The sequence below is a fragment of the Streptomyces soli genome (genome assembly GCF_003999195.1).
Lineage (GTDB): Bacteria > Actinomycetota > Actinomycetes > Streptomycetales > Streptomycetaceae > Actinacidiphila > Actinacidiphila soli.
Window position 1 is genome coordinate 1 of the sequence record NZ_RJVR01000092.1, and the last position, 18,787, is coordinate 18,787.

At 71.9% G+C, this 18,787-nt stretch carries 19 protein-coding genes and 1 pseudogene; 9 read left to right on the top strand and 11 right to left on the bottom strand.

What is annotated here, in order from left to right:
- The 4 genes from EFK10_RS07470 to EFK10_RS52565 form a co-directional block, all read left to right on the top strand.
- A partial coding sequence (locus EFK10_RS07470; protein ID WP_407647013.1) for a DNA-3-methyladenine glycosylase family protein occupies positions 1 to 345 on the top strand: 345 nt, incomplete at its 5' end.
- 1 nt (position 346) lies between these two features.
- Positions 347 to 841 carry a methylated-DNA--[protein]-cysteine S-methyltransferase gene (locus tag EFK10_RS07475; protein WP_127354954.1) on the top strand — a complete coding sequence of 165 codons (495 nt, stop codon included), beginning with the start codon at positions 347 to 349 and terminating at the stop codon, positions 839 to 841.
- 14 nt (positions 842 to 855) lie between these two features.
- On the top strand, positions 856 to 2,385 hold the full coding sequence (locus EFK10_RS07480) for a UDP-N-acetylglucosamine 1-carboxyvinyltransferase (RefSeq protein ID WP_127354955.1): 1,530 nt from the start codon (positions 856 to 858) through the stop codon (positions 2,383 to 2,385).
- Positions 2,386 to 2,611: 226 nt separating this feature from the next.
- On the top strand, positions 2,612 to 2,992 hold the full coding sequence (locus tag EFK10_RS52565; RefSeq protein ID WP_322973290.1) for a hypothetical protein: 381 nt from the start codon (positions 2,612 to 2,614) through the stop codon (positions 2,990 to 2,992).
- Here the strand turns inward: EFK10_RS52565 and EFK10_RS52570 are convergent.
- From EFK10_RS52570 to EFK10_RS07505, 4 genes and pseudogenes are all read right to left on the bottom strand, one after another.
- A pseudogene (locus EFK10_RS52570) lies at positions 2,905 to 3,174 on the bottom strand (PAS domain-containing protein); the annotation flags it as partial. The gene EFK10_RS52565 and the pseudogene EFK10_RS52570 sit on opposite strands and share 88 nt — an antisense overlap.
- Positions 3,175 to 3,277: 103 nt before the next feature.
- Positions 3,278 to 4,153 carry an alpha/beta fold hydrolase gene (locus tag EFK10_RS07490; protein WP_127354956.1) on the bottom strand — a complete coding sequence of 292 codons (876 nt, stop codon included), beginning with the start codon at positions 4,151 to 4,153 and terminating at the stop codon, positions 3,278 to 3,280.
- A 107-nt stretch (positions 4,154 to 4,260) separates the two neighbouring features.
- Entirely contained in the window at positions 4,261 to 5,259 is a 999-nt protein-coding gene (gene argF / locus EFK10_RS07500; RefSeq protein ID WP_127354957.1) for an ornithine carbamoyltransferase, read from the bottom strand.
- A gap of 83 nt (positions 5,260 to 5,342) precedes the next feature.
- Positions 5,343 to 6,566 (bottom strand): arginine deiminase, encoded by a 1,224-nt coding sequence (locus EFK10_RS07505; RefSeq protein ID WP_127354958.1) that lies wholly within the window; start codon positions 6,564 to 6,566, stop codon positions 5,343 to 5,345.
- Positions 6,567 to 6,722: 156 nt separating this feature from the next.
- Between EFK10_RS07505 and EFK10_RS07510 the strand changes: the two genes are divergently transcribed.
- The gene (locus EFK10_RS07510) at positions 6,723 to 7,859 is read left to right on the top strand and encodes an NAD(P)-binding protein (protein WP_127354959.1); all 1,137 of its coding nucleotides are present in this window, start codon (positions 6,723 to 6,725) and stop codon (positions 7,857 to 7,859) included.
- Here EFK10_RS07510 and EFK10_RS07515 read toward each other — a convergent pair.
- From EFK10_RS07515 to EFK10_RS07530, 4 genes are all read right to left on the bottom strand, one after another.
- Complete coding sequence (locus tag EFK10_RS07515) at positions 7,799 to 10,354, bottom strand: polynucleotide kinase-phosphatase (RefSeq protein ID WP_127354960.1); 2,556 nt, start codon at positions 10,352 to 10,354, stop codon at positions 7,799 to 7,801. The two genes, EFK10_RS07510 and EFK10_RS07515, sit on opposite strands and share 61 nt — an antisense overlap.
- A complete protein-coding gene (locus EFK10_RS07520) occupies positions 10,351 to 11,814 on the bottom strand; it encodes a 3' terminal RNA ribose 2'-O-methyltransferase Hen1 (protein ID WP_127354961.1) in 1,464 nt (487 codons plus the stop codon). The genes EFK10_RS07515 and EFK10_RS07520 overlap by 4 nt, the downstream gene beginning before the upstream one ends.
- A gap of 73 nt (positions 11,815 to 11,887) precedes the next feature.
- Positions 11,888 to 12,790 (bottom strand): homocysteine S-methyltransferase, encoded by a 903-nt coding sequence (gene mmuM / locus EFK10_RS07525; protein WP_127354962.1) that lies wholly within the window; start codon positions 12,788 to 12,790, stop codon positions 11,888 to 11,890.
- Positions 12,791 to 12,835: 45 nt separating this feature from the next.
- Positions 12,836 to 13,759: an LLM class F420-dependent oxidoreductase gene (locus EFK10_RS07530; protein ID WP_127354963.1), complete on the bottom strand. Its 924-nt coding sequence runs from the start codon at positions 13,757 to 13,759 to the stop codon at positions 12,836 to 12,838.
- 256 nt (positions 13,760 to 14,015) lie between these two features.
- Between EFK10_RS07530 and EFK10_RS07535 the strand changes: the two genes are divergently transcribed.
- Positions 14,016 to 14,210 carry a hypothetical protein gene (locus EFK10_RS07535; RefSeq protein WP_127354981.1) on the top strand — a complete coding sequence of 65 codons (195 nt, stop codon included), beginning with the start codon at positions 14,016 to 14,018 and terminating at the stop codon, positions 14,208 to 14,210.
- A 44-nt stretch (positions 14,211 to 14,254) separates the two neighbouring features.
- Here the strand turns inward: EFK10_RS07535 and EFK10_RS07540 are convergent, their stop codons facing one another.
- The 3 genes from EFK10_RS07540 to EFK10_RS07550 form a co-directional block, all read right to left on the bottom strand.
- Positions 14,255 to 14,671 (bottom strand): DUF6099 family protein, encoded by a 417-nt coding sequence (locus EFK10_RS07540; protein WP_127354964.1) that lies wholly within the window; start codon positions 14,669 to 14,671, stop codon positions 14,255 to 14,257.
- A 104-nt stretch (positions 14,672 to 14,775) separates the two neighbouring features.
- Positions 14,776 to 15,108 carry a nucleotide pyrophosphohydrolase gene (locus EFK10_RS07545; RefSeq protein WP_127354965.1) on the bottom strand — a complete coding sequence of 111 codons (333 nt, stop codon included), beginning with the start codon at positions 15,106 to 15,108 and terminating at the stop codon, positions 14,776 to 14,778.
- Positions 15,109 to 15,119: 11 nt separating this feature from the next.
- The gene (locus tag EFK10_RS07550; RefSeq protein ID WP_240677057.1) at positions 15,120 to 16,361 is read right to left on the bottom strand and encodes an AAA family ATPase; all 1,242 of its coding nucleotides are present in this window, start codon (positions 16,359 to 16,361) and stop codon (positions 15,120 to 15,122) included.
- Between the two features lie 89 nt (positions 16,362 to 16,450).
- Between EFK10_RS07550 and EFK10_RS07555 the strand changes: the two genes are divergently transcribed.
- From EFK10_RS07555 to EFK10_RS52575, 3 genes are read left to right on the top strand one after another with little or no spacing between them, the layout of a single operon-like run.
- Positions 16,451 to 16,828 (top strand): cupin domain-containing protein, encoded by a 378-nt coding sequence (locus tag EFK10_RS07555; protein WP_127354966.1) that lies wholly within the window; start codon positions 16,451 to 16,453, stop codon positions 16,826 to 16,828.
- A gap of 14 nt (positions 16,829 to 16,842) precedes the next feature.
- Positions 16,843 to 17,391 carry a DUF1697 domain-containing protein gene (locus tag EFK10_RS07560; RefSeq protein ID WP_127354967.1) on the top strand — a complete coding sequence of 183 codons (549 nt, stop codon included), beginning with the start codon at positions 16,843 to 16,845 and terminating at the stop codon, positions 17,389 to 17,391.
- A 56-nt stretch (positions 17,392 to 17,447) separates the two neighbouring features.
- Positions 17,448 to 18,734, top strand: a complete 1,287-nt coding sequence (locus EFK10_RS52575) for a cytochrome P450 (RefSeq protein WP_206305347.1) — start codon at positions 17,448 to 17,450, stop codon at positions 18,732 to 18,734.
- Positions 18,735 to 18,787: the final 53 nt, after the last annotated feature.

Consider the following 18,787-nt stretch of genomic DNA (forward strand, 5'->3'; position numbering starts at 1 on the left):
CGGCGGGCGACGCTGACCGGCCTGGTCGCCGCGCTCGCGGCCGGCGAGGTCGACCTCGGCGTCGGCGCCGACTGGGACCGGGCCCGCGAACGGCTCGCCGCCCTCCCCGGCATCGGCCCCTGGTCGGTCGAGGCCATCGCCATGCGGGCGCTGGGCGACCCCGACGCCTTCCTGCCCACCGACCTCGGCGTCCGGCACGCGGCCCGCGCCCTGGGCCTGCCCGCCACGCCGGGCGCGCTGGTCAGGCACTCCGCCGCTTGGCGGCCATGGCGCGCGTACGCCGTCCAGTACCTCTGGGCCACCGGCGACCACCCGATCAACTTCCTGCCTTCGAACGGATCCTGACATGCGTACGCACGCCATGACCTACAGCCCGGTCGGGCCGCTGACCCTGGTCGCCGACGACGGTGTCCTGGCCGGGCTCTACATGACCGAGCAGCGGCACCGGCCGCCGGAGGAGACCTTCGGCGCGCGCGACCCCGCCGGTTTCGACGCCGCCGTCGAGCAGCTGGCGGCCTACTTCGCGGGCGAGCTGACTGCCTTCGACCTGCCACTGGCGCTGCACGGCACACCGTTCCAGCGGCGCGTCTGGGCGGCCCTCCAGGGCATCCCGTACGGCTCGGTGGTCTCGTACGGGCAACTCGCCGACCGCCTCGGGCAGCCGACCGCCTCCCGGGCCGTTGGCCTGGCCAACGGGCGCAACCCGGTGGGCATCATCGTGCCCTGCCACCGGGTGGTCGGCTCGACGGGCAGCCTCACCGGCTACGGCGGCGGGCTGGCCCGCAAGCGGCAGTTGCTGGACTTCGAGCGCGGTCTGCGCGAGCCAACATCTCATATGTGAGATAGTCTCGCCCCATGGGAGACGACTACCTCGCACGTATCGGGAAGCTCATCCGTGACGCCCGCCAGCACCGGGGCTGGACACAGGTGCAGCTCGCGGAGGCGCTGGGCACCAGTCAGAGCGCGGTGAACCGTATTGAACGCGGTAATCAGAACATCAGCCTTGAGATGATCGCCCGAATCGGTGAAGCACTCGACAGCGAAATCATCTCCCTCGGCTACGCGGGACCGATGCATCTGCGCGTCGTCGGCGGTCGCCGGCTGTCCGGCAGCATCGACGTCAAGACCAGCAAGAACGCCTGCGTGGCCCTGCTGTGCGCCTCGCTGCTCAATGCGGGGCGCACGACGCTGCGCCGCGTTGCCCGCATCGAGGAGGTCAACCGGATCCTGGAGGTGCTGGCCAGCATCGGCGTCCGGGCCCGCTGGATCAACGACGGCAACGACCTCGAGATCGTGCCCCCGGCCCGCCTCGACCTGGAGTCGATGGACACCGAGGCCGCGCGCCGCACGCGCAGCGTCATCATGTTCCTTGGGCCGCTGATGCACCGCACCGACCGCTTCCGCATTCCGTACGCGGGTGGCTGCGACCTCGGTACGCGCACCGTGCAGCCGCACATGACGGCGCTTCGGCACTTCGGGCTGGAGGTCACCGCCACCACCGGCATGTACCACGCCCAGGTGCACCGCGACACTTCGCCCACCCGCCCGATCGTGCTGACCGAGCGCGGCGACACGGTCACCGAGAACGCGCTGCTGGCCGCCGCCCGCAACGACGGGGTCACCGTCATCCGCAATGCCAGCTCCAACTACATGGTCCAGGACCTGTGCTTCTTCCTGGAGCAGCTCGGCGTCAAGGTCGAGGGCATCGGCACCACGACCCTCACCGTGCACGGCGTGCCGCACATCGACCGCGACGTGGACTACGCGCCGTCAGAGGACCCGGTCGAGGCGATGAGCCTGGTCGCGGCCGCCGTGGTCACCCAGTCGGAACTGACCATCAGGCGCGTGCCGATCGAGTTCCTGGAGATCGAGCTGGCCGTCCTGGAGGAGATGGGCATCGACCACGAGCGCTCGCCCGAATACCCTGCCGACAACGGCCGTACGAGGCTCATCGACCTGACCGTACGCCCGTCGAAGCTCCGCTCCCCCATCGACAAGATCCACCCGATGCCCTTCCCGGGCCTCAACATCGACAACGTGCCCTTCTTCGCGGCCATCGCCGCCATGGCGCAGGGCTCGACCCTCATCCATGACTGGGTCTACGACAACCGCGCGATCTACCTCACCGAGCTGACCCGGCTCGGCGCCAACGTCAAGCTCCTGGACCCTCACCGGGTGCTGGTCGAGGGCCCGACGCGCTGGCGCTCCGCCGAGATGATGTGCCCGCCCGCGCTGCGGCCCGCGGTGGTCGTGCTGCTGGCGATGCTGGCGGCGGAGGGGACCAGCGTGCTGCGCAACGTCTATGTGATCAACCGCGGTTACGAGGACCTGGCCGATCGGCTCAACTCGATCGGCGCCCGGATCGAGACCTTCCGCGACATCTAGGCCTGGGCCTTGGGCGGTCCTACGGCAACGCCTGCTCGGTCCAGATGGTCTTGCCGGTCGGACGGAGCGGATGTTCTCGCCCCGGGACTTGGCGGCTCTGGCGCGGTGCCCGGCGATCCACTGGTCGAAGTCGGGGTCCCCGGTGCCGCTCAGCACCGGCCTGCCGGACAGCAGTCCCCGGGCGGGCGGCGAGAACGCCGGGTAGGTGCCGGCCGCGCCCAGGTCGATGACCGCCTCCGGGGTGCCCTCGGTCGGCGAGCGGTGGGTCACCCTCCGCATCACCACCGCGCCATCGACCGGGCCGGCGGTAGGTTCGTCCCCGAGCACCACCGACTCCAGCAGGTCCACGCTGGCGAAATCGGCGAACCTCGGTACCACCGTTACGGCGAGTTCCTGGACGGTGCGCGTCACGTCGAGCGTGGTGCCGATGGCGGCGGCGGCCTCGTTGAGCAGCGCCATCCGCTGTCGCGCCCAGTGCTGCTCGCTGCTGTCGAAGGCCGCCAGCGCCACGGCACGTACCCGCCCCGAGGGGTCCCGGACCGGCCACATCTCGGTGTTCCAGGCGTGTTCCCGGGTCCCCGACGGGGCGCGGGTGTGGCTTTCGTAGTGCACGGGGCGCCCGGACTGCGCCACCTCGCGCAGATGCGCCAGGAAGCCCTGGCTGTGCTCCGCGTTCTCGACGGTGTCCGGGAAGTACCGCCCCCGCAGCGTCGACTCATCGACGCCCATCACCCGGCAGGCCGTGTCATTCAGCCGCAGGTAGCGCTGCTGGGTGTCGAAGCTGGACATGGAGACCGACGCCTGCTCGAAGGCCCACTCCACCACCTCGCGGTCGTCCTCGTCCCCGCTGTCGGTGTCCACTCCCCCAGCGTTATCCTCGCGCGGCGGAGCCTCAACTCGGACGGGTCGGCTCCGGCCCGGACGACGCTGGTCGGAGCGTGTCGCGGATGAACTTCCGCAGCGCCTTGACCAGGGCGGTCGGCTGGTCCTCGGGGATGAGCGTGCGCGAGTCGGCGATCTCGACCAGTCGCCCCTGCGGGAGCAGCGCCGCCAGCCGCAGGCCGTGGTCGCGGGGCATCAGCAGATCGTCCTCGGCCCAGACGACGAGGGCGGGGCGGTCGAACGCGCGGAGCCCCTCGGCGGCCTCCACCAGCTCGCCCTTACGGGTACCGAGCAGATAGCGGCGCAGGTCGCGGCGGATGGCCGGGTCGGTGAGCAGGGGCTCCAACCAGCCGTCCACGACCTCGTCCGGCACCGGGCGCTTCGTCATCGCGCCGAGCCCGATGGGCAGCCGGCGCAAGGACTTCAGAGCCAGGAGCCGCACAACGGCGTTGAGCCCGCCGGGGATCCGTGCGGCCAGCACCAGCAGTTTGCCGGGCAGACCCGGCGGATAGTTGTCCAGCGCCTCGCAGGCGACCAGGACGAGCCGCGCCAGGCGTTCGGGATGCTGGACGGCCACGGTCTGGGCGCGGCCCGAGTCGTTCTCGACCAGCGTGACGTCGGTGAGGTCCAGCCGGTCCAGGAACTCGGCCACCAGGTCCGCCACCGACTGCGGCGTCAGCTCGGCCTCCGCCCGCATGGGCTTGCGGTGGCTGCCCTCGGGAAGCGTCGGCACCACGCACCGGAAGTCGGCCCGCAGGTCGGCGACGACATGCCGCCACAGCGTCCCGTCCTGCGTCAGGCCGTGCAACAGGACCACCACCGGTCCGTCGCCGCCGGTGTCCTCGTACGCGATCGGGCCGAGGGAGAGGTCGAGTTCAGCGCTCACGGCAGCACCGCGATCCCGTCCCGTTCGGCCGACGCCTGTTCATCCCACCACCGTACGACGCCGATCGCTGCCACCGCCGGATGGCACAGCCGACGGCTGGCGCGGGCTCACGCCAGGGTGGCCACCAGGATCGCCTTGATCGTGTGCATGCGGTTCTCGGCCTGGTCGAAGACGACGGAGCGCGGCGACTCGAAGACCTCGTCGGTGACCTCGAGGGAGGTCAGCCCGTGCCGTTCGTAGATCTCCTGGCCGACTCTGGTGCCCAGGTCGTGGAAGGCGGGCAAGCAGTGCATGAACTTCACATCCGGGTTGCCGGTGGCGGCCAGCACCTCGGCGGTGACGGCGTAGGGGCCGAGCAGCGCGATCCGCTCGTCCCAGACCTCCTTGGGCTCGCCCATCGAGACCCAGACGTCCGTGTGGACGAAGTCCGCGCCGCGCACTCCCTCGGACACGTCCTCGGTGAGCGTGACGCGGGCGCCGGTGCTCGCCGCGAGGCGGTGTGCCACGGCGACCACGGCGTCGTCCGGCCAGAGCCGCTTGGGCGCCACGATCCGTACGTCCATGCCGAGCAGGGCGCCGGTGATCAGCAGTGAATTGCCGGTGTTGTAGCGGGCGTCGCCGAGGTAGGCGTAGGCGATCTCCTCCAGCGGCTTGGCGCTGTGCTCGGTCATGGTGAGCACGTCGGCCAGCATCTGCGTGGGGTGCCACTCGTCGGTGAGGCCGTTCCACACGGGCACGCCCGCGTACGCCGCCAGTTCCTCGACGATCTGCTGGCCGTTTCCACGGTATTCGATGCCGTCGAACATCCGGCCGAGGACGCGGGCGGTGTCCTTGACCGACTCCTTGTGCCCGATCTGTGAGCCGGCCGGGTCGAGATACGTGGTCGAGGCGCCCTGGTCGGCGGCGGCGACCTCGAAGGCGCAGCGAGTCCGCGTCGACGTCTTCTCGAAGACCAGGGCGATGTTCCTGCCCCGCAGCCGCTGGACCTCGGTGCCCGCTCGCTTGGCCGCCTTCAGCTCGGCGGCCAGCTCCACCAGGTGGCGGAACTCCTCGGTGGTGAAGTCCAGCTCCTTGAGGAAGTGGCGGCCCGTGAGGTCGATGGCCATGGGGGCTCCTAGGTCGCGGTCGTAGGGCAATAGGACTGACTAACTGGAAGTCTATACGACGCTCCGCATCCTTATACGGTGCCTTACACGGCGTCCCGCTCGATGGGACAGCTCATGCAGCGCGGGCCGCCGCGTCCCCGCCCCAGTTCGCTCCCGGGGATCTCTATCACCTCGATGCCGCGCTTGCGCAGATAGGTATTGGTCGTGACATTGCGTTCGTAGGCGAGCACCACGCCCGGTTCCAGGGCCAGCACATTGCACCCGTCGTCCCACTGCTCGCGCTCCGCCGCGTGCACGTCCTGGGTCGCGGTGAGCACCCGGATGTCGTCCAGCCCCAGCGCGGCCGCGATCGCCCGGTGCATGTGATCCGGTGGGTGGTCGGTGACCTTCAGATCGCGCTCGCCCGCGCCCGGCCCGATGGTGTACGAGCGGAGCATGCCGAGCCCGGCGTACTTGGTGAAGGTGTCACCGTCGATCATCGTCATCACGGTGTCCAGGTGCATGAACGCCCGCCGCTTCGGCATGTCCAGCGCCACGATGCTGCGGGCCGAACCGGCCGCGAACAACCGCTGGGCGAGCATCTCCACGGCCTGCGGGGTGGTGCGCTCGCTCATGCCGATCAGCACCGCGCCATTGCCGATGACGAGGACGTCGCCGCCCTCGATGGTCGAGGGGTAGGCGGCCTGTCCCTCCGACCAGACGTGGAAGCCGCCCGGTGCGAAGAGGGGGTGGTGCTGATAGACCGCCTCGTAGTGGATGGTCTCGTGCCAGCGGGCGGGCCAGCGCATGGCGTTGATGCTGACGCCGTCGTAGACCCAGGCCGAGGTGTCCCGGGTGAAGAGGTGGTTCGGCAGCGGATTGAGCAGGAAGTCGTCCGCGCCCATGACGTGGAAGCGCACCGAGGTCGGCTCGGCGAAGCGCTCCAGGAACTCCCGCTTGGTCATGCCGCCGACCAGCGCCTCCACCAGGTCGGCGGCGGACAGCTCGTCGAAGGCCGCACGGAAGTGGTCGGTGACCACGGGACCGTACTCCTTCTCGTCGAAGACCCGGTCGAGGACCATCCGCCGGGCCTCGGGCAGGGCCAGCGTCTCGCGCAGCAGGTCACCGAAGAGGTGCACCTCCACGCCCCGGTCGCGCAGCACGTCCGCGAAGCCGTCGTGCTCGGCGCGTGCCCGGCGCACCCACAGGACGTCGTCGAAGAGCAGCGCGTCCTTGTTCGACGGCGTGAGTCGCTTCAGCTCGAGATCGGGCCGGTGAAGGATCACGCGGTGCAGCCGCCCGGCCTCTGAGTCCACATGGAAGCCCATGGGAATGACCTTCCCACTCCTCGCGCGAATTAGCGGCGGTTCGGCCAGGACGGGGCCGATGTCACATCCCGCGCCCCCGCAGCGTCCAAGAGGTGACGTCCAAGAGGTGAAGGACGGCGGGGAGCGAGCGAGGAGACCGACCCATGCGGCCGATCCATGCGGCACATCACGGTCGTCGGCGGCGGCTTCGCCGGGCTGACGGCGGCGCTCACCTGCGCCGAGGCGGGCGCGCAGGTGACGCTCTACGAGGCGCACGACGCCCTCGGCGGCCGGGCCCGCACCTCCGAGGGCGCCTACCGTACGAACGAGGGCCCGCACGCCTTCTACGCTTCCGGCCCGCACTGGACCTGGCTCACCCAGCGCGGCCTGACCGGGCCCCTGGCGAAGTCCCAGCCCCGCGACTGCGCGCGGCCGCGCTTCCGGTACGGGGGCCGGCTGCGCCGGATGCCGCCGCTGGGCATGCTGCGGCTGCTCTGCCAGCGCGAGGCCCCGGTCGGCCAGGACTTCGCGGGCTGGGCCGACGGGCTCGTGGGCGGCCGCGCGGCGCGGGCGGCGGCCCACTACGCGGCGGTGGTGGTCTTCCACCACGACCCCGGCAGCCTCTCCGCGGCCTTCGTCCAGGAACGGCTGCGGCGGGTGGCGTCCGTGCCGCCCGAGGCCCAATACCCGGTCGGCGGTTGGGGCGCCGTCATCGAGCGGATGGCGGCGCGCGCCTGGAACCTGGGCGCCCGCCTGGAACTCGGCGCCCGGATCGACACCCTGCCCGAGCACGGCCCGGTCGTCGTCGCCACCTCCCTGGACGCCGCCCGCGCCCTGCCCGGCGACGACTCCCTGGTCTGGGACAGCGGCCGCACCGCCCTGCTCGACCTCGCCCTGCGCGAGCGGCGCGGCGACGCCTTCGCCCTGTCCGACCTCGACGCCCCGGGCTGGATCGGCCGTGTCACCGCCCAGGACCCCACCCTCGCGCCGCACGGCGAGTCGCTCCTCCAGGGCCAGATCCAGGGCGAGGACCGCGAAGACGGCTTGGTGAACCGCACCAAACCCCTCCGGCCAAACCACCGCCGGACGGAGTTCGGCGCAGCCACCCGAAGCGCGGGAGGCGCGCCGGCGCCGAGCGCTGCGAGCGCGGCACGAAGAGGTTCAGCTCAGGTGGCCGCGCCCGGCGTCCTCAGCGAGGTGGCCTTCGCCAGCGCCGTCGCCGCCGGCACCCTCGCCCTGGGCCCCGCGCAGCGTCACAACCGGGGGTCCACCGGCTCCGACTCCAGGGCGAGGACCGCGAAGACGGCCTCGTGAACGCGCCAGAGGGGCTCGCCGGAGGCGAGGCGGTCCAGGGCTTCGAGGCCGAGGGCGTATTCGCGGAGGGCGAGGGAGCGCTTGTGGCCAAGGGCGCGGGAGCGGAGGCGGGTGAGGTGGTCGGGGCGGGTGTATTCAGGGCCGTAGATGATGCGGAGGTATTCGCGGCCGCGGCACTTGATGCCGGGCTGGACGAGGCGGTTGCCCGACTCGCTGCGGAGGAGGGCCTGGAGGGGCTTGACGACCATGCCCTCGCCGCCGGCCGCGGTCAGCTCCAGCCACCAGTCGGTGCCGGCGGCGACAGAAGCCTCGTCGCCGGTGTCGACCACCAGGCGGCGGGTCTCCTGGAGCAGTCCGGTGGGGTCGGCGGCGACCAGGCGGTCGATCAGCGCGAGTTGGTCGTCGTGCGGGAGCGCGGCGAGGCTGCGGCCCTGGACGGCGAGGATCTGGAAGGGCGCGAGGCGCACGCCGTCCAGGCCTTCGGTCGTCCAGCAGTAGCGGCGGTACGCATCCGTGAAGGCGGCGGCGTCGGCGGACCGCTCGCGCTGGCGGGCGAGCAGGCCGGCGACGTCGGTGCCACGGGCGGCGGCCGAATCGAGCGCGGCGAGCGCACCCGGGAAGACCGCGCCGGAGGCGGCGCCCACGGCGGCGTACTGCCTGCGCAGCAGGCCGGAGGCCTTGAGCGACCAGGGCAGCAACTCGGCGTCGAGCAGCAGCCAGTCGGTCGCCTGGTCGTCCCAGAGCCCGGCGGCGGATATCGCCTCCCGCAGCCGGCCCAGCACCTGCTCGGTGACGGCCGGGTCGTCGAAGAACGGCCGTCCGGTGCGGGTGTGCAGGGCGCCGGTGGCCCCGTCGGTGACGCCGAAGCGCTCGCGGGCTGCCTGCGCGTCGCGGCAGACCAGGGCCACCGCGCGGGAGCCCATGTGCTTCTCCTCGCAGATGACCTGGCGTACGCCGTCCTCGTGGTAGGCGGCGAAGGCCTCGTGAGGGTGCTCCAGATAGCCGTCGAGCTGCGAGGTCGCGCAGGGCGACATGGTCGGCGGCAGGTACGCGAGCAGGCGCGGGTCGACGGCGAAGCGGCTCATGACCTCCAGGGCGGCCGCGGCGTTCTCCTCGCGGACGGCGACGCGGCCGTGGTGGGTGGTCTCGACGACCCTGCGCCCCGTGACGTCCGCGAGGTCGAGCGGGCGGCCGTCGTGACCTCCCGGCGCCTCGTTGGTCAGCGGCTTGGCCGGCTCGTACCAGACCTGCACGGCGGGTACGTCGACCAGCTCGCGCTCGGGCCAGCGCAGCGCGGTCATCCGGCCGCCGAAGACGCAGCCGGTGTCGAGGCAGATGGTGTTGTTGAGCCAGGTCGCCGACGGGTTCGGGGTGTGGCCGTAGACCACGGCGGCGCGGCCCCGGTAGTCCTCGGCCCAGGGGTAGCGGACCGGCAGGCCGCACGCGTCGGTCTCGCCGGTGGTGTCGCCGTACAGCGCGAAGCTGCGCACCCGGCCCGAGGTGCGGCCGTGGTACTTCTCCGGCAGGCCGGCGTGACAGACCACCAGCTTGCCGCCGTCGAGGACGTAGTGGCTGACCAGGCCCTCGATGAACTCCCGTACCCGCTCCTTGAACTCCGGGTCCTTGGTGTCCTCCTGGGTGAGCTGCTCGATGGTCTCGGCGAGGCCGTGACTGTGCTGGACCTGCTTGCCCTTGAGCCAGCGGGCGAGCTTGTTCTCGTGGTTGCCGGGTACGCAGAGCGCGGTGCCGGCGGCAACCATGCCCATGACGCGGCGCAGCACGCCGGGGCTGTCGGGGCCACGGTCGACGAGGTCGCCGACGAAAACGGCGGTGCGGCCCTCGGGGTGGACGCCGTCGGCGTAGCCGAGCTTGGAGAGCAGGGTCTCCAGCTCGGAGTGGCAGCCGTGGATGTCGCCGATGATGTCGAACGGGCCGGTCAGGTGCCGCAGGTCGTTGTAGCGGCGCTCAAGGACGACCTCGGCGGCCTCGATCTCCTCGACCCCGCGCAGGTGGTGGACCTTGCGGAAGCCCTCGCGCTCCAGGTGCTTCATCGAGCGGCGCAGCTCGCGCTGCTGTCGCTGGATGACGTGGCGCGGGAGACCGGCGCGGTCGGCGCGGCCCGCGTTGCGCTCGGCGCACACCTGCTCGGGGACGTCCAGCACGATGGCGATCGGCAGCACATCGTGTTCGCGAGCGAGCCGGACCAGCTGCTTCCGGCTCTCCGGCTGAACGCTGGTGGCGTCCACGACCGTGAGTCGGCCGGCGGCGAGCCGCTTGCCCGCGATGTAGTGGAGGACCTCGAAGGCGTCGCCGCTGGCGCTCTGGTCGTTCTCGTCGTCGGCGACCAGGCCGCGACAGAAGTCGGAGGAGATCACCTCGGTGGGCTTGAAGTGCTTGCGGGCAAAGGTGGACTTGCCCGAGCCGGTGCTGCCGACCAGGACCACGAGGGACAGGTCGGTCACGGGAAGCGTGCGCTTCGCCGACTGTACGGTCATGCTGCCGCCTCCTTCGCGGTCGTCTTGGTCAGGCTGAACACAGACATCTGGGTGGGCGGTCCGACCTCGGGGTCGTCGGGCCCGACGGGTGCGAACGCGACGCCGTACCCGTGCCGCCCGGCGACCTGGTGCGCCCACGTGCGGAACTCCTCGCGGGTCCACTCGAAGCGGTGGTCGGAGTGCCGGACGTGCCCGGCGGGCAGCGTCTCCCAGCGCACGTTGTACTCGACGTTCGGCGTGGTCACGATCACCGTCGCCGGGCGGGCAGCGCCGAACACCGCGTACTCCAGAGCGGGCAGCCGTGGCAGGTCGAGGTGCTCTATGACCTCGCTCAGCACGGCGGCGTCATAGCCCTTCAGGCGTGCGTCGGTGTAGGCGAGCGAGCCCTGCAGCAGCGTCAGGCGGGAGGACTGTCGCTCCCCCATCCGCTCCAGACGCAGCCGCCGTGCCGCCTCGTTGAGCGCGCGGACCGAGACGTCGACGCCGACGATCTCGGTGAAGCGCACATCCTTCAGCAGCGCGCCAACCAACTGCCCCTGCCCGCAACCGAGGTCGAGCACCCGGCTCGCCCCCGCCGCGCGCAGCGCGTCCAGGATCGCCTCGCGTCGCCGCACGGCGAGCGGCACCGGCTTCTCGTCGGTGTCCGTCTCCTCGTCGATCGCGTTGTCGATCTCCTCTGCCTCGGTGTCGTCGGCCTCGGCGAGCCTGGCCAACTCCAGCCGCTCCAGCGCCTGCCGGGTCAGCGACCAGCGCCGCGACAGATACCGGCTGGTGATCAGCTGCTGCTCTGGGTGGCTGGGGAGCCAGCCGTCGCCCATCCGCAGCAGCTTGTCCACCTCGTCCGGCGACACCCAGTAGTGCTTGGCGTCGTCCATCACCGGCAGCAGCACATAGAGGTGCCGCAGCGCGTCCGCCAGCCGCAGCTCACCCTCCAGGACCAGCCGTATGTAGCGCGAGTCGCCCCACTCCGGGAACCGCTCGTCCAGCGCGACCGCTTCGGCCTCCACCGTCCAGCCCAGCGGCTCGAACAGCCGCCGTACGAGGGCCGCGCCACCCCGCGCGGGTAGCACCGGCACCTCGATCCGCAGTGGCAGCGGGCTCGCCGCACGCTCGGGCAGCGCATTGCACACGCCGCGAAGCGCGCTGGCGAACGCCGTCCGCAAGGCGACCGCCAGCAGCGACGACGCGGCGTAGGGCCGGTCGTTGACGTACTGCGCCAGCGACATGTCCGGGGCCCCGCCACGGCCCTTGCCCTTGCCACGCCGGACCAGCGCCACCGGATCGACCTCCAGCAACAGCGCGGCGGTGCAGCGCTCGGCGGACGCCTCGGGGTAGAAGACGTGCGCGTCGCCGTAGGAGGTGGAGAAGGCCTGGGCCTTGTCGGGGTGCTTGTGCAGCAGGAAGCCGAGGTCGGTGGCCGGAAGGCCCTTGCTGCCGGTGGTGGAGATCGTCAGGAACACGCGTCCGAGTATCGTGCGCGGGCGTGACCCGGGACTATGGGTTTTCCGTTCCTCCCGCGGGTCGGCGTGCCCGTCAGCGGCCCAGGACGGCGGCCAGCTCGGCGATCTCACGTGGTCCCACCCGGCAGCAGCCGCCGATGAGGCGGGCGCCGTCCTTCTCCCAGTGGCCCACGCGCGCCGGTTGAAAGGTGGAGCCGCCGAGCCAGGATCGGGCCTGGGCGTCCCAGGCCTCGCCGCTGTTGGGGTAGACCGCGACCGGCTTGCCGGAGGCCTCGGCCGCGACGCCCACGGCCCGGTCGGCGTCCTCCGGTATGCAGCAGTTGACGCCGACCGCGATGACGTTGTCCTCGCCGGCGGCCAGCTTGAAGGCGTCCTCCAGCGGCTGTCCGGCCCGGGTGGTGTCGCCGTCGATGGTGTAGGTGAGCCAGACCGGGACGCCGGTGCCCTCGACGGCGCGGAGCAGGGCCTCGGCCTCGTCGGTGTCGGGGACGGTCTCCAGGGCGAGCACATCGGGGGCCGCCTCGGCCAGGACCTCGATCCTGGGCCGGTGGAAGGCCTCCAGCTCCTTCACGCTCAGCCCGTAGCGGCCCCGGTACTCGCTGCCGTCCGCGAGCATCGCGCCGTACGGGCCGACGGATGCCGCGATCCATACGTCCTCGCGGTTACCGGCCGCCAGCCGGGCCAGCTCGACGCTGCGCCGGAGCAGTGCCGAGGTCTCGTCACGGCTGATGCCGCGTCTGCCGAAACCTTCGTAGGTGGCCTGGTAGCTGGAGGTGATGAGCACCCGCGCGCCCGCCCGCACATAGGCCGCGTGGGCGGCCTGGATCTGCTCGGGGGCGTCCGCGAGGAGCCGGGCGGACCACAGTTCGTCGGACAGGTCGCAGCCCTGGTCGGTGAGTTGGTTGGACAGGCCGCCGTCGAGGACGACAGGTCCCTCGGCCAGGGCCGCGGCGAGCGGCTTCGTGGAGGCGGGCATCGCGGGTGCTCCTTGCTGTTGGTGCGCTTTCAGGTTCCTGAGGGCTCAGGTGAGCTGCGACTGGACCTCAGAGGAAATCAGTTCGAGGTGGTCGAGGTCGTCGAGGTCCAGAATCTGGAGGTAGAAGCGGGTGGCGCCCACCTCCGCGTAGCGGCGGATCTTGTCGACGACCTCTGCCGGGGTGCCGGCGAGCCCCTCGGCCTTGAGCTGGTCGACCTCGCGGCCGATGGCGGCGGCCCGGCGTGCGACCTCCGCGTCGGTCCTGCCGACGCACGTCACGAGCGCGTTGGAGTAGACGATCTCGCCGGCCTTCCGGCCCTCCGCGTCAGCGGCTTCCCTGACCCGGGCGAACTGCCGGTCCGAGTCCTCGACCGACGCGAACGGGACGTTGAACTCGTCCGCGTAGCGGGCGGCGAGGCGCGGGGTGCGCTTGGCGCCGTGTCCGCCGATCAGTACCGGGACCTTGGCCTGAGCCGGCTTGGGCAGCGCGGGCGAGTCCTTGAGCTGGTAGTACGTGCCCTCGAAGGAGAAGCGCTGGCCCACCGGCGTCGACCAGAGCCCGGTGACGATCGCCAGCTGCTCCTCCAGGCGGGCGAACTTCTCCTTCGGGAAGGGGATGCCGTACGCGGTGTGCTCCTCCTCGTACCAGCCGGCGCCGATCCCCAGCTCCACCCGTCCGCCGGACATCTGGTCCACCCCGGCGACCTCGATGGCGAGCACGCCGGGAAGCCGGAAGGTGGCGGCGGTCATCAGCGTGCCGAGCCGGATCCGCTTGGTCTCGCGGGCGAGCCCGGCGAGGGTGATCCAGGCGTCGGTCGGCCCGGGCAGGCCGTCCGAATCGCCCATACTCAGGTAGTGGTCCGAACGGAAGAAGGCGTCGAAGCCCAGCTCCTCCGTGGCCTGGGCGACCTTGAGGAGTGTGTCGTAGGTGGCCCCCTGCTGGGGCTCGGTGAAAATGCGAAGATCCATACCCCCATCCTGCACCGCACGATGCGGAAGAGGATCGTCAACAGTCACCCCGATGGCCACGGCCGGGTGCCCCAGTGGGGTGAAAATCGGCCAACTCGCCCCTCAGCGGGGCGTATCCACAGTGACTGGTGGGGCACGTGATCGTTGGCTCGGGCGGAGCCGGACCGCCCGGCCCGCACGTCGGCGGCCGCTGCCGGCGGTCACGACGCGTCACCGCCCTCGCGCCCCGGGAGGGCCAGGGCCCGAGGAGGCCATGATGTCCCAGGAAACCGTGCCCGAGCAGAGAGGCGAGGCACATTCGCCCGCCGCGGCACCCAAGGGGCTGTTTCAGCAGATGGAAGAGCTGATGGCCGCGCTCAACGCCGACCTCGCCGGTCTTGACGCCGATCTCCAGTCCTCCGGACGGGGCACCGCACCCACCGCCTGGGACGACACCCCCCGTCCCTCCTGAGGCTCGGTTCGCCGTGGCGCCCTGGGGCCGGACCTCGGGTCGGTTCACTGCGCTCGCTCCCGCGCCAGGGCCGCTTCGGCCTCGCGGAGCAGCGCGCACACCCGATCCCGGCGGTCGGCGGCCCCGTCCAGGGCCTCGATGCACTGCCAGTACACCGCCTCGTCCTCGGTCGAGCAGGCCGCCGACACCAGCACCGCGCCCAGCTCCGACAGCAGCTCGCGCAGGTCACGCAGGGCCCCGGCCGGATTCCGTACTTCAGTGAGCGCGGCTCCACGACCGGGGGCCGCTCGGGGGGCCGGGCCGGCCGGGGGTCCCTTCGCCCCTGTCCCGTCCGGTACGAGGTGGCGGATGACCGCCTCCGCCAGGGCCTGAGCCTGCCAGGCCTCCGCGAGCAGTTCTCCCTCTCCCCGGATCTCCTTGAGCGCGCGCCGGGTGCTGCCGATGAGCCGTGCCGCGTCCATGTCGTCCGCTCCCCTTCCGTTCACGTCGTTCACTCAGAGTGACTGATCGCGTACGCGAAGGGAAGGGCCCTCCTCCGCCCTGTGGATAACTCCCGCAGGACGGGTCAGTCGCCCTCCCCCGGCGCGGGAAAGCGCAGCTCATTGCGGTCGATCTTGGCGGTGAGCGCCTCCAGCGGATCGATCCCCAGCACATCGCAGAACTGCAGCAGATACGCCAGGACGTCCGCCACCTCGTCCTTCACCCGATGCGCCTTCTCATCATCCGCCATCACGGCGGCGGCCTCCTCGGGCGTCAGCCACTGGAAGATCTCAAGCAGCTCGGAGGCCTCGACGCTCAGCGCCGCGGCCAGGTTCTTGGGCGTGTGGTACGGCTGCCAGCGGCGGGCCGCCGCGAAGGCGGTCAGTCGCCGCTGCAGCGCGTACAGATCCTCGGTCACGCTGCCCAGGTCTACCGCATCGCGGCGACCGCGCGCGCCTCGCCCTCAGCAGCCTGGGCGGGCTGAGCGGCGTGGCCAGGCTGGGCTGCCACCCGGGACGAGCGGCCGAACTCCACGACCGACACCCCGCCCATGCCCTCGGCCACCGCCGGGTCGTGGGCCGTCCCCAGCAGGCGGATGTGCCCGCGCTCGGCCGCCTGGCCGGCCAGGCCCAGCAGCTCGCGGGTCTGGGCGCGGTCGAGGCCCAGGTCGAGGCCGTCCGCGAGAACGGTCAGCGCCTGGAAGGCGGGCAGCAGTTCCCCGCTGGTGTCCACCTCCAGCACGTCGGGGCCGGTGAGCAGCACCAGGCCCAGGGCTAGGAAGCGCAGTTCGCCGTCGCCGAGCCGGTCCACCGGCACCAGTCCGAGCGGGCCCCGGTCGACGACGGCCAGGACGCCGGCGCCATCCGGCCCCGCAGGCACGGTCGTCAGCCCTTCGACCGGCCCGCTGCACACCGCCCGCATCGCCCGGACCAGGGCGGCATGCCGCGTCCGGCACTCGCCCTCGGTACGGTGCAGCACGGCCGAGAGGTTGTCGCAGGCCTTGCGCAGCATGCCGTCCTTCACCGCCACCGGCTGCCTCATCCGGTGCGGCAGCGGCTCCACGGCGAACACCCCGCGCAGGGCCACCACCATCTGCTCCGCGCCCGCCAGTACCAGCCGCTGCCCCTCCGTCGTCCCGGCGACGCGCAGCGGCAGCAGTGCGGTGGCCAGCCGGTCGTCCGGCAGCGGCGCCCTGGTCACCGGCACGGCCCCCGCGGTGTGCCAGGCGGCCTGGACGGTACGCCGTCCCGGGTCGCGCAGTGCCGTGGTCAGCAGTGTCTCGCCAGCGCCGGTCAACCGCTCGCCCACGATGCGCAGTTCGGGCTCGGTCTGGACGGCGACGTCCAGTCGGACCGGCCCCAACGGCCCGTCGGCCGTGCAGCCGATCCGGAATCCCCGGCGCCCCTCGGCGTCCGGCTGCGCACCGTGCGGCACGCAGGCCCCGACCCCGCCCCGTACGACCCCGGCTTCGGCGGCGAGCACCTCGTCCAGCTCCTCACCGCCCGCCAGGCGGCCCAGTACGGCCAGGGCCTCCAGGACACTCGACTTGCCGGTCCCGCTCGGGCCCGCCAGCACCGTGAGGGGGCCCAGCGCGAAGCTCGCGCCGCGATGCGACTTGAAGGCGGACAGCCGCAGTTCGGTGACGATCGGACGCTCACTCTTCGCGTTCATGCCCGCGAACGTATCGACGTCACCGGCCGCCGAACCGTTTCCCCGGCTCCCCGTCCTCCGAATGGACGACCTCCGGCAGGATCACCCTCATGAAGATCGTTGACGCAAGTCCCGCCTCCGGCCTCGAACTCACCGCCTTCGGCAGCTCCGGCGTCCGCCATGTCCGGGTCCACGCCGGGACGACCGGGGCCGTCTCGACCGGCGTCATGCACCTCGCGCCCGGCGGGCGCATCGGCCGGCACGTGGCGCCGGTGCCGCAGGCCCTGATCGTCGTGGCGGGCGAGGGGCATGTGAGCGGCGCGGACGGCGTCCCGCACCCCATCGCCGCCGGTCAGGCGGCCTGCTGGAGCGCCGGTGAGGACCACGAGACGTGGACCGGCAGCGGCCTCACCGCGTTTGTTGTCGAGGCCGAGGCACCGCACCCGGCAGGGATCCTCGGCAGGGCCCTGAAGGGCGGCGAGGACTGAGCTACGGTGCCGGTATGGCGACGACAACGTACGTAGCGCTGCTGCGCGGCATCAATGTCGGGGGCAATGCCCGCCTCCCCATGCAGTCGCTGCGCGAACTGCTCGACGGGATGGGCGCGACGGCGGTACGTACCCACCTCCAGAGCGGAAACGCCCTGTTCGACCACGCCTGGGCCGACCCCGAGCGACTCGCGGTGGAGCTCAAGGACCGCATCGCCGGCGAACTGGGGCTCCGGGTGCCGTGCATCGTGCGGGAGGCGGCGGAACTGCGCGGGGTGATCGAGCGGAACCCCTTCGACATGGCGGGGATCGAGCCGGCGCGCTTCCTGGTGACGTTCCTTTCCGGGCCGGTGGACCCCGACAAGCTGAAGGACCTGGACCCGGCCGTCTTCGCACCGGACGAGTTCCGCCCCGGCGAGCGCGAGATCTACGTCCACTGCCCGAACGGCATCCAGAAGACCAAGCTCTCCCATGCCCTCTGGGAGAAGCGCCTCGGACTCACCGCCACGGCCCGCAACTGGAACACCGTCACCAAGCTCGCGGCTCTCGCGGGCGTGGCGTAGGACCCGGACACATACTTCGGCGGGCGCCGAAGTACTCCAGCCCTACCGTCGGGGCCATGACCAACTCCCTGCACCGGTTCGGCCGGTACGCCGACGTCCAAGCCGCCCTCGCCGACCCGCATCTCGTACCGCCGCCCGCCGAGTCCGGTCCGCCGGGCAGCATGGCCTGGCTGCGCGGAACGGTGGCTCGGTTCAGCGCGGGCGAGACCCACGCCCGCCGCCGGGCACTGGTGGAGTCCGACCTCGCCCGCCTGGATCCGGCTGCGCTGCGCGCGGCTACGGAGTCCGGCCCCGACGGCGACGCCCGTCTCCTGGTGGTCCGGACCCTCGCCGAGGGGCTGGGGCTCCCGGACCCTGACGCCGTCGCGAAGGCGATCACCGTCGTAGCGGGGGTGTACTTCGGCGGGGAGGACGCGGACGCCGACACGGCCGTGGCCTGGCTCCTGCACCAGATGCTGGGGTCCCAGCAGTCCGAAGCCCTGCTCGAGCTCGCCGCCAACCGGATCGGCCTGCTGGTGCAGGCGTGCGACACCACGGCCGGCCTGGTCGACAACGCCCGGCGCGTGGCTGACGCCTGCCCAGCCACGCACCCCACCGAGGCGGTGCTGGCCGAGACCCTGCGACACGACCCCCCGGTACGGGCGATGCGCCGGGTCGCCGTCCGTGACACCCGCATCGCCGGGACCGAGATCGCCGAGGGTGACGTGGTGATCCTGGACATCGCCGTGGCCAACCGGGACCCGCAAGTCTTCGCGGACGCGGAGACCTTCGACCCGGAACGGTCCGGCCCGCCTCCTCTGACCTTCGGCAGCCGGCCCCGTCTCTGCCCGGGAAGGGACCACGCCCTCGCCCTCGCGGCCGGAATCCTGGATGGGGCTCCAACCAACCACACCCCCGACCCGGCCGAGGCCGTCTCCGTCATGGTCGAACACGTTCTGGCGCTCGCGGCGACCTGGACGGCATGGGACGGTCGCCCCTTCCCGGCCGACGACCGCATCTACACCCCCCACAAGGCGATCCGCAGGGTCGCCGACCATCTTGTCGATCACCTCGCCGAGCTGGAGGCCCGCCTCGCGGGCGAGGAACCCCAGCCCGACCACTGGCCCGCCTCCGCGATCACCACGAAGGCCGACCTCGCCCCCTTCACCCCCGCCGACCTCGACGAGGCCCGCAGCCGGCTCGCCCGGCTCTCCCGGATCTGGGTGAACCGGCTCAACGCCCTGACGCCTGAGCAGCTCGACCACTCTCCGGGCCCCGGCTGGACCTTCCGCAAGCTCGCTCTCCACCTGTCGGGCCCGGTCTACTACGCCGATGCCATAGGCGACCTCGGCGGCCCCACATAGGCCGGTTGCCAAACCGGCAACATTACTCGCGGTCTGCCACCGCACCCGTGCAT

Excerpts from the sequence above, each read along its gene's own strand:
- mmuM (WP_127354962.1), bottom strand. The coding sequence starts at position 12,790 with ATGCCCGCCTCCACGAAGCCGCTCGCCGCGGCCCTGGCCGAGGGACCT.
- EFK10_RS07540 (WP_127354964.1), bottom strand. The coding sequence starts at position 14,671 with ATGGACGCGGCACGGCTCATCGGCAGCACCCGGCGCGCGCTCAAGGAG.
- EFK10_RS07505 (WP_127354958.1), bottom strand. The coding sequence starts at position 6,566 with ATGGGCTTCCATGTGGACTCAGAGGCCGGGCGGCTGCACCGCGTGATC.
- EFK10_RS07555 (WP_127354966.1), top strand. The coding sequence starts at position 16,451 with ATGAAGATCGTTGACGCAAGTCCCGCCTCCGGCCTCGAACTCACCGCC.
- EFK10_RS07515 (WP_127354960.1), bottom strand. The coding sequence starts at position 10,354 with ATGACCGTACAGTCGGCGAAGCGCACGCTTCCCGTGACCGACCTGTCC.
- EFK10_RS07480 (WP_127354955.1), top strand. The coding sequence starts at position 856 with ATGGGAGACGACTACCTCGCACGTATCGGGAAGCTCATCCGTGACGCC.
- EFK10_RS52565 (WP_322973290.1), top strand. The coding sequence starts at position 2,612 with ATGACCGCCTCCGGGGTGCCCTCGGTCGGCGAGCGGTGGGTCACCCTC.
- EFK10_RS07510 (WP_127354959.1), top strand. The coding sequence starts at position 6,723 with ATGCGGCACATCACGGTCGTCGGCGGCGGCTTCGCCGGGCTGACGGCG.
- EFK10_RS07560 (WP_127354967.1), top strand. The coding sequence starts at position 16,843 with ATGGCGACGACAACGTACGTAGCGCTGCTGCGCGGCATCAATGTCGGG.
- EFK10_RS52575 (WP_206305347.1), top strand. The coding sequence starts at position 17,448 with ATGACCAACTCCCTGCACCGGTTCGGCCGGTACGCCGACGTCCAAGCC.
- EFK10_RS07530 (WP_127354963.1), bottom strand. The coding sequence starts at position 13,759 with ATGGATCTTCGCATTTTCACCGAGCCCCAGCAGGGGGCCACCTACGAC.
- EFK10_RS07535 (WP_127354981.1), top strand. The coding sequence starts at position 14,016 with ATGTCCCAGGAAACCGTGCCCGAGCAGAGAGGCGAGGCACATTCGCCC.
- EFK10_RS07475 (WP_127354954.1), top strand. The coding sequence starts at position 347 with ATGCGTACGCACGCCATGACCTACAGCCCGGTCGGGCCGCTGACCCTG.
- argF (WP_127354957.1), bottom strand. The coding sequence starts at position 5,259 with ATGGCCATCGACCTCACGGGCCGCCACTTCCTCAAGGAGCTGGACTTC.
- EFK10_RS07550 (WP_240677057.1), bottom strand. The coding sequence starts at position 16,361 with ATGAACGCGAAGAGTGAGCGTCCGATCGTCACCGAACTGCGGCTGTCC.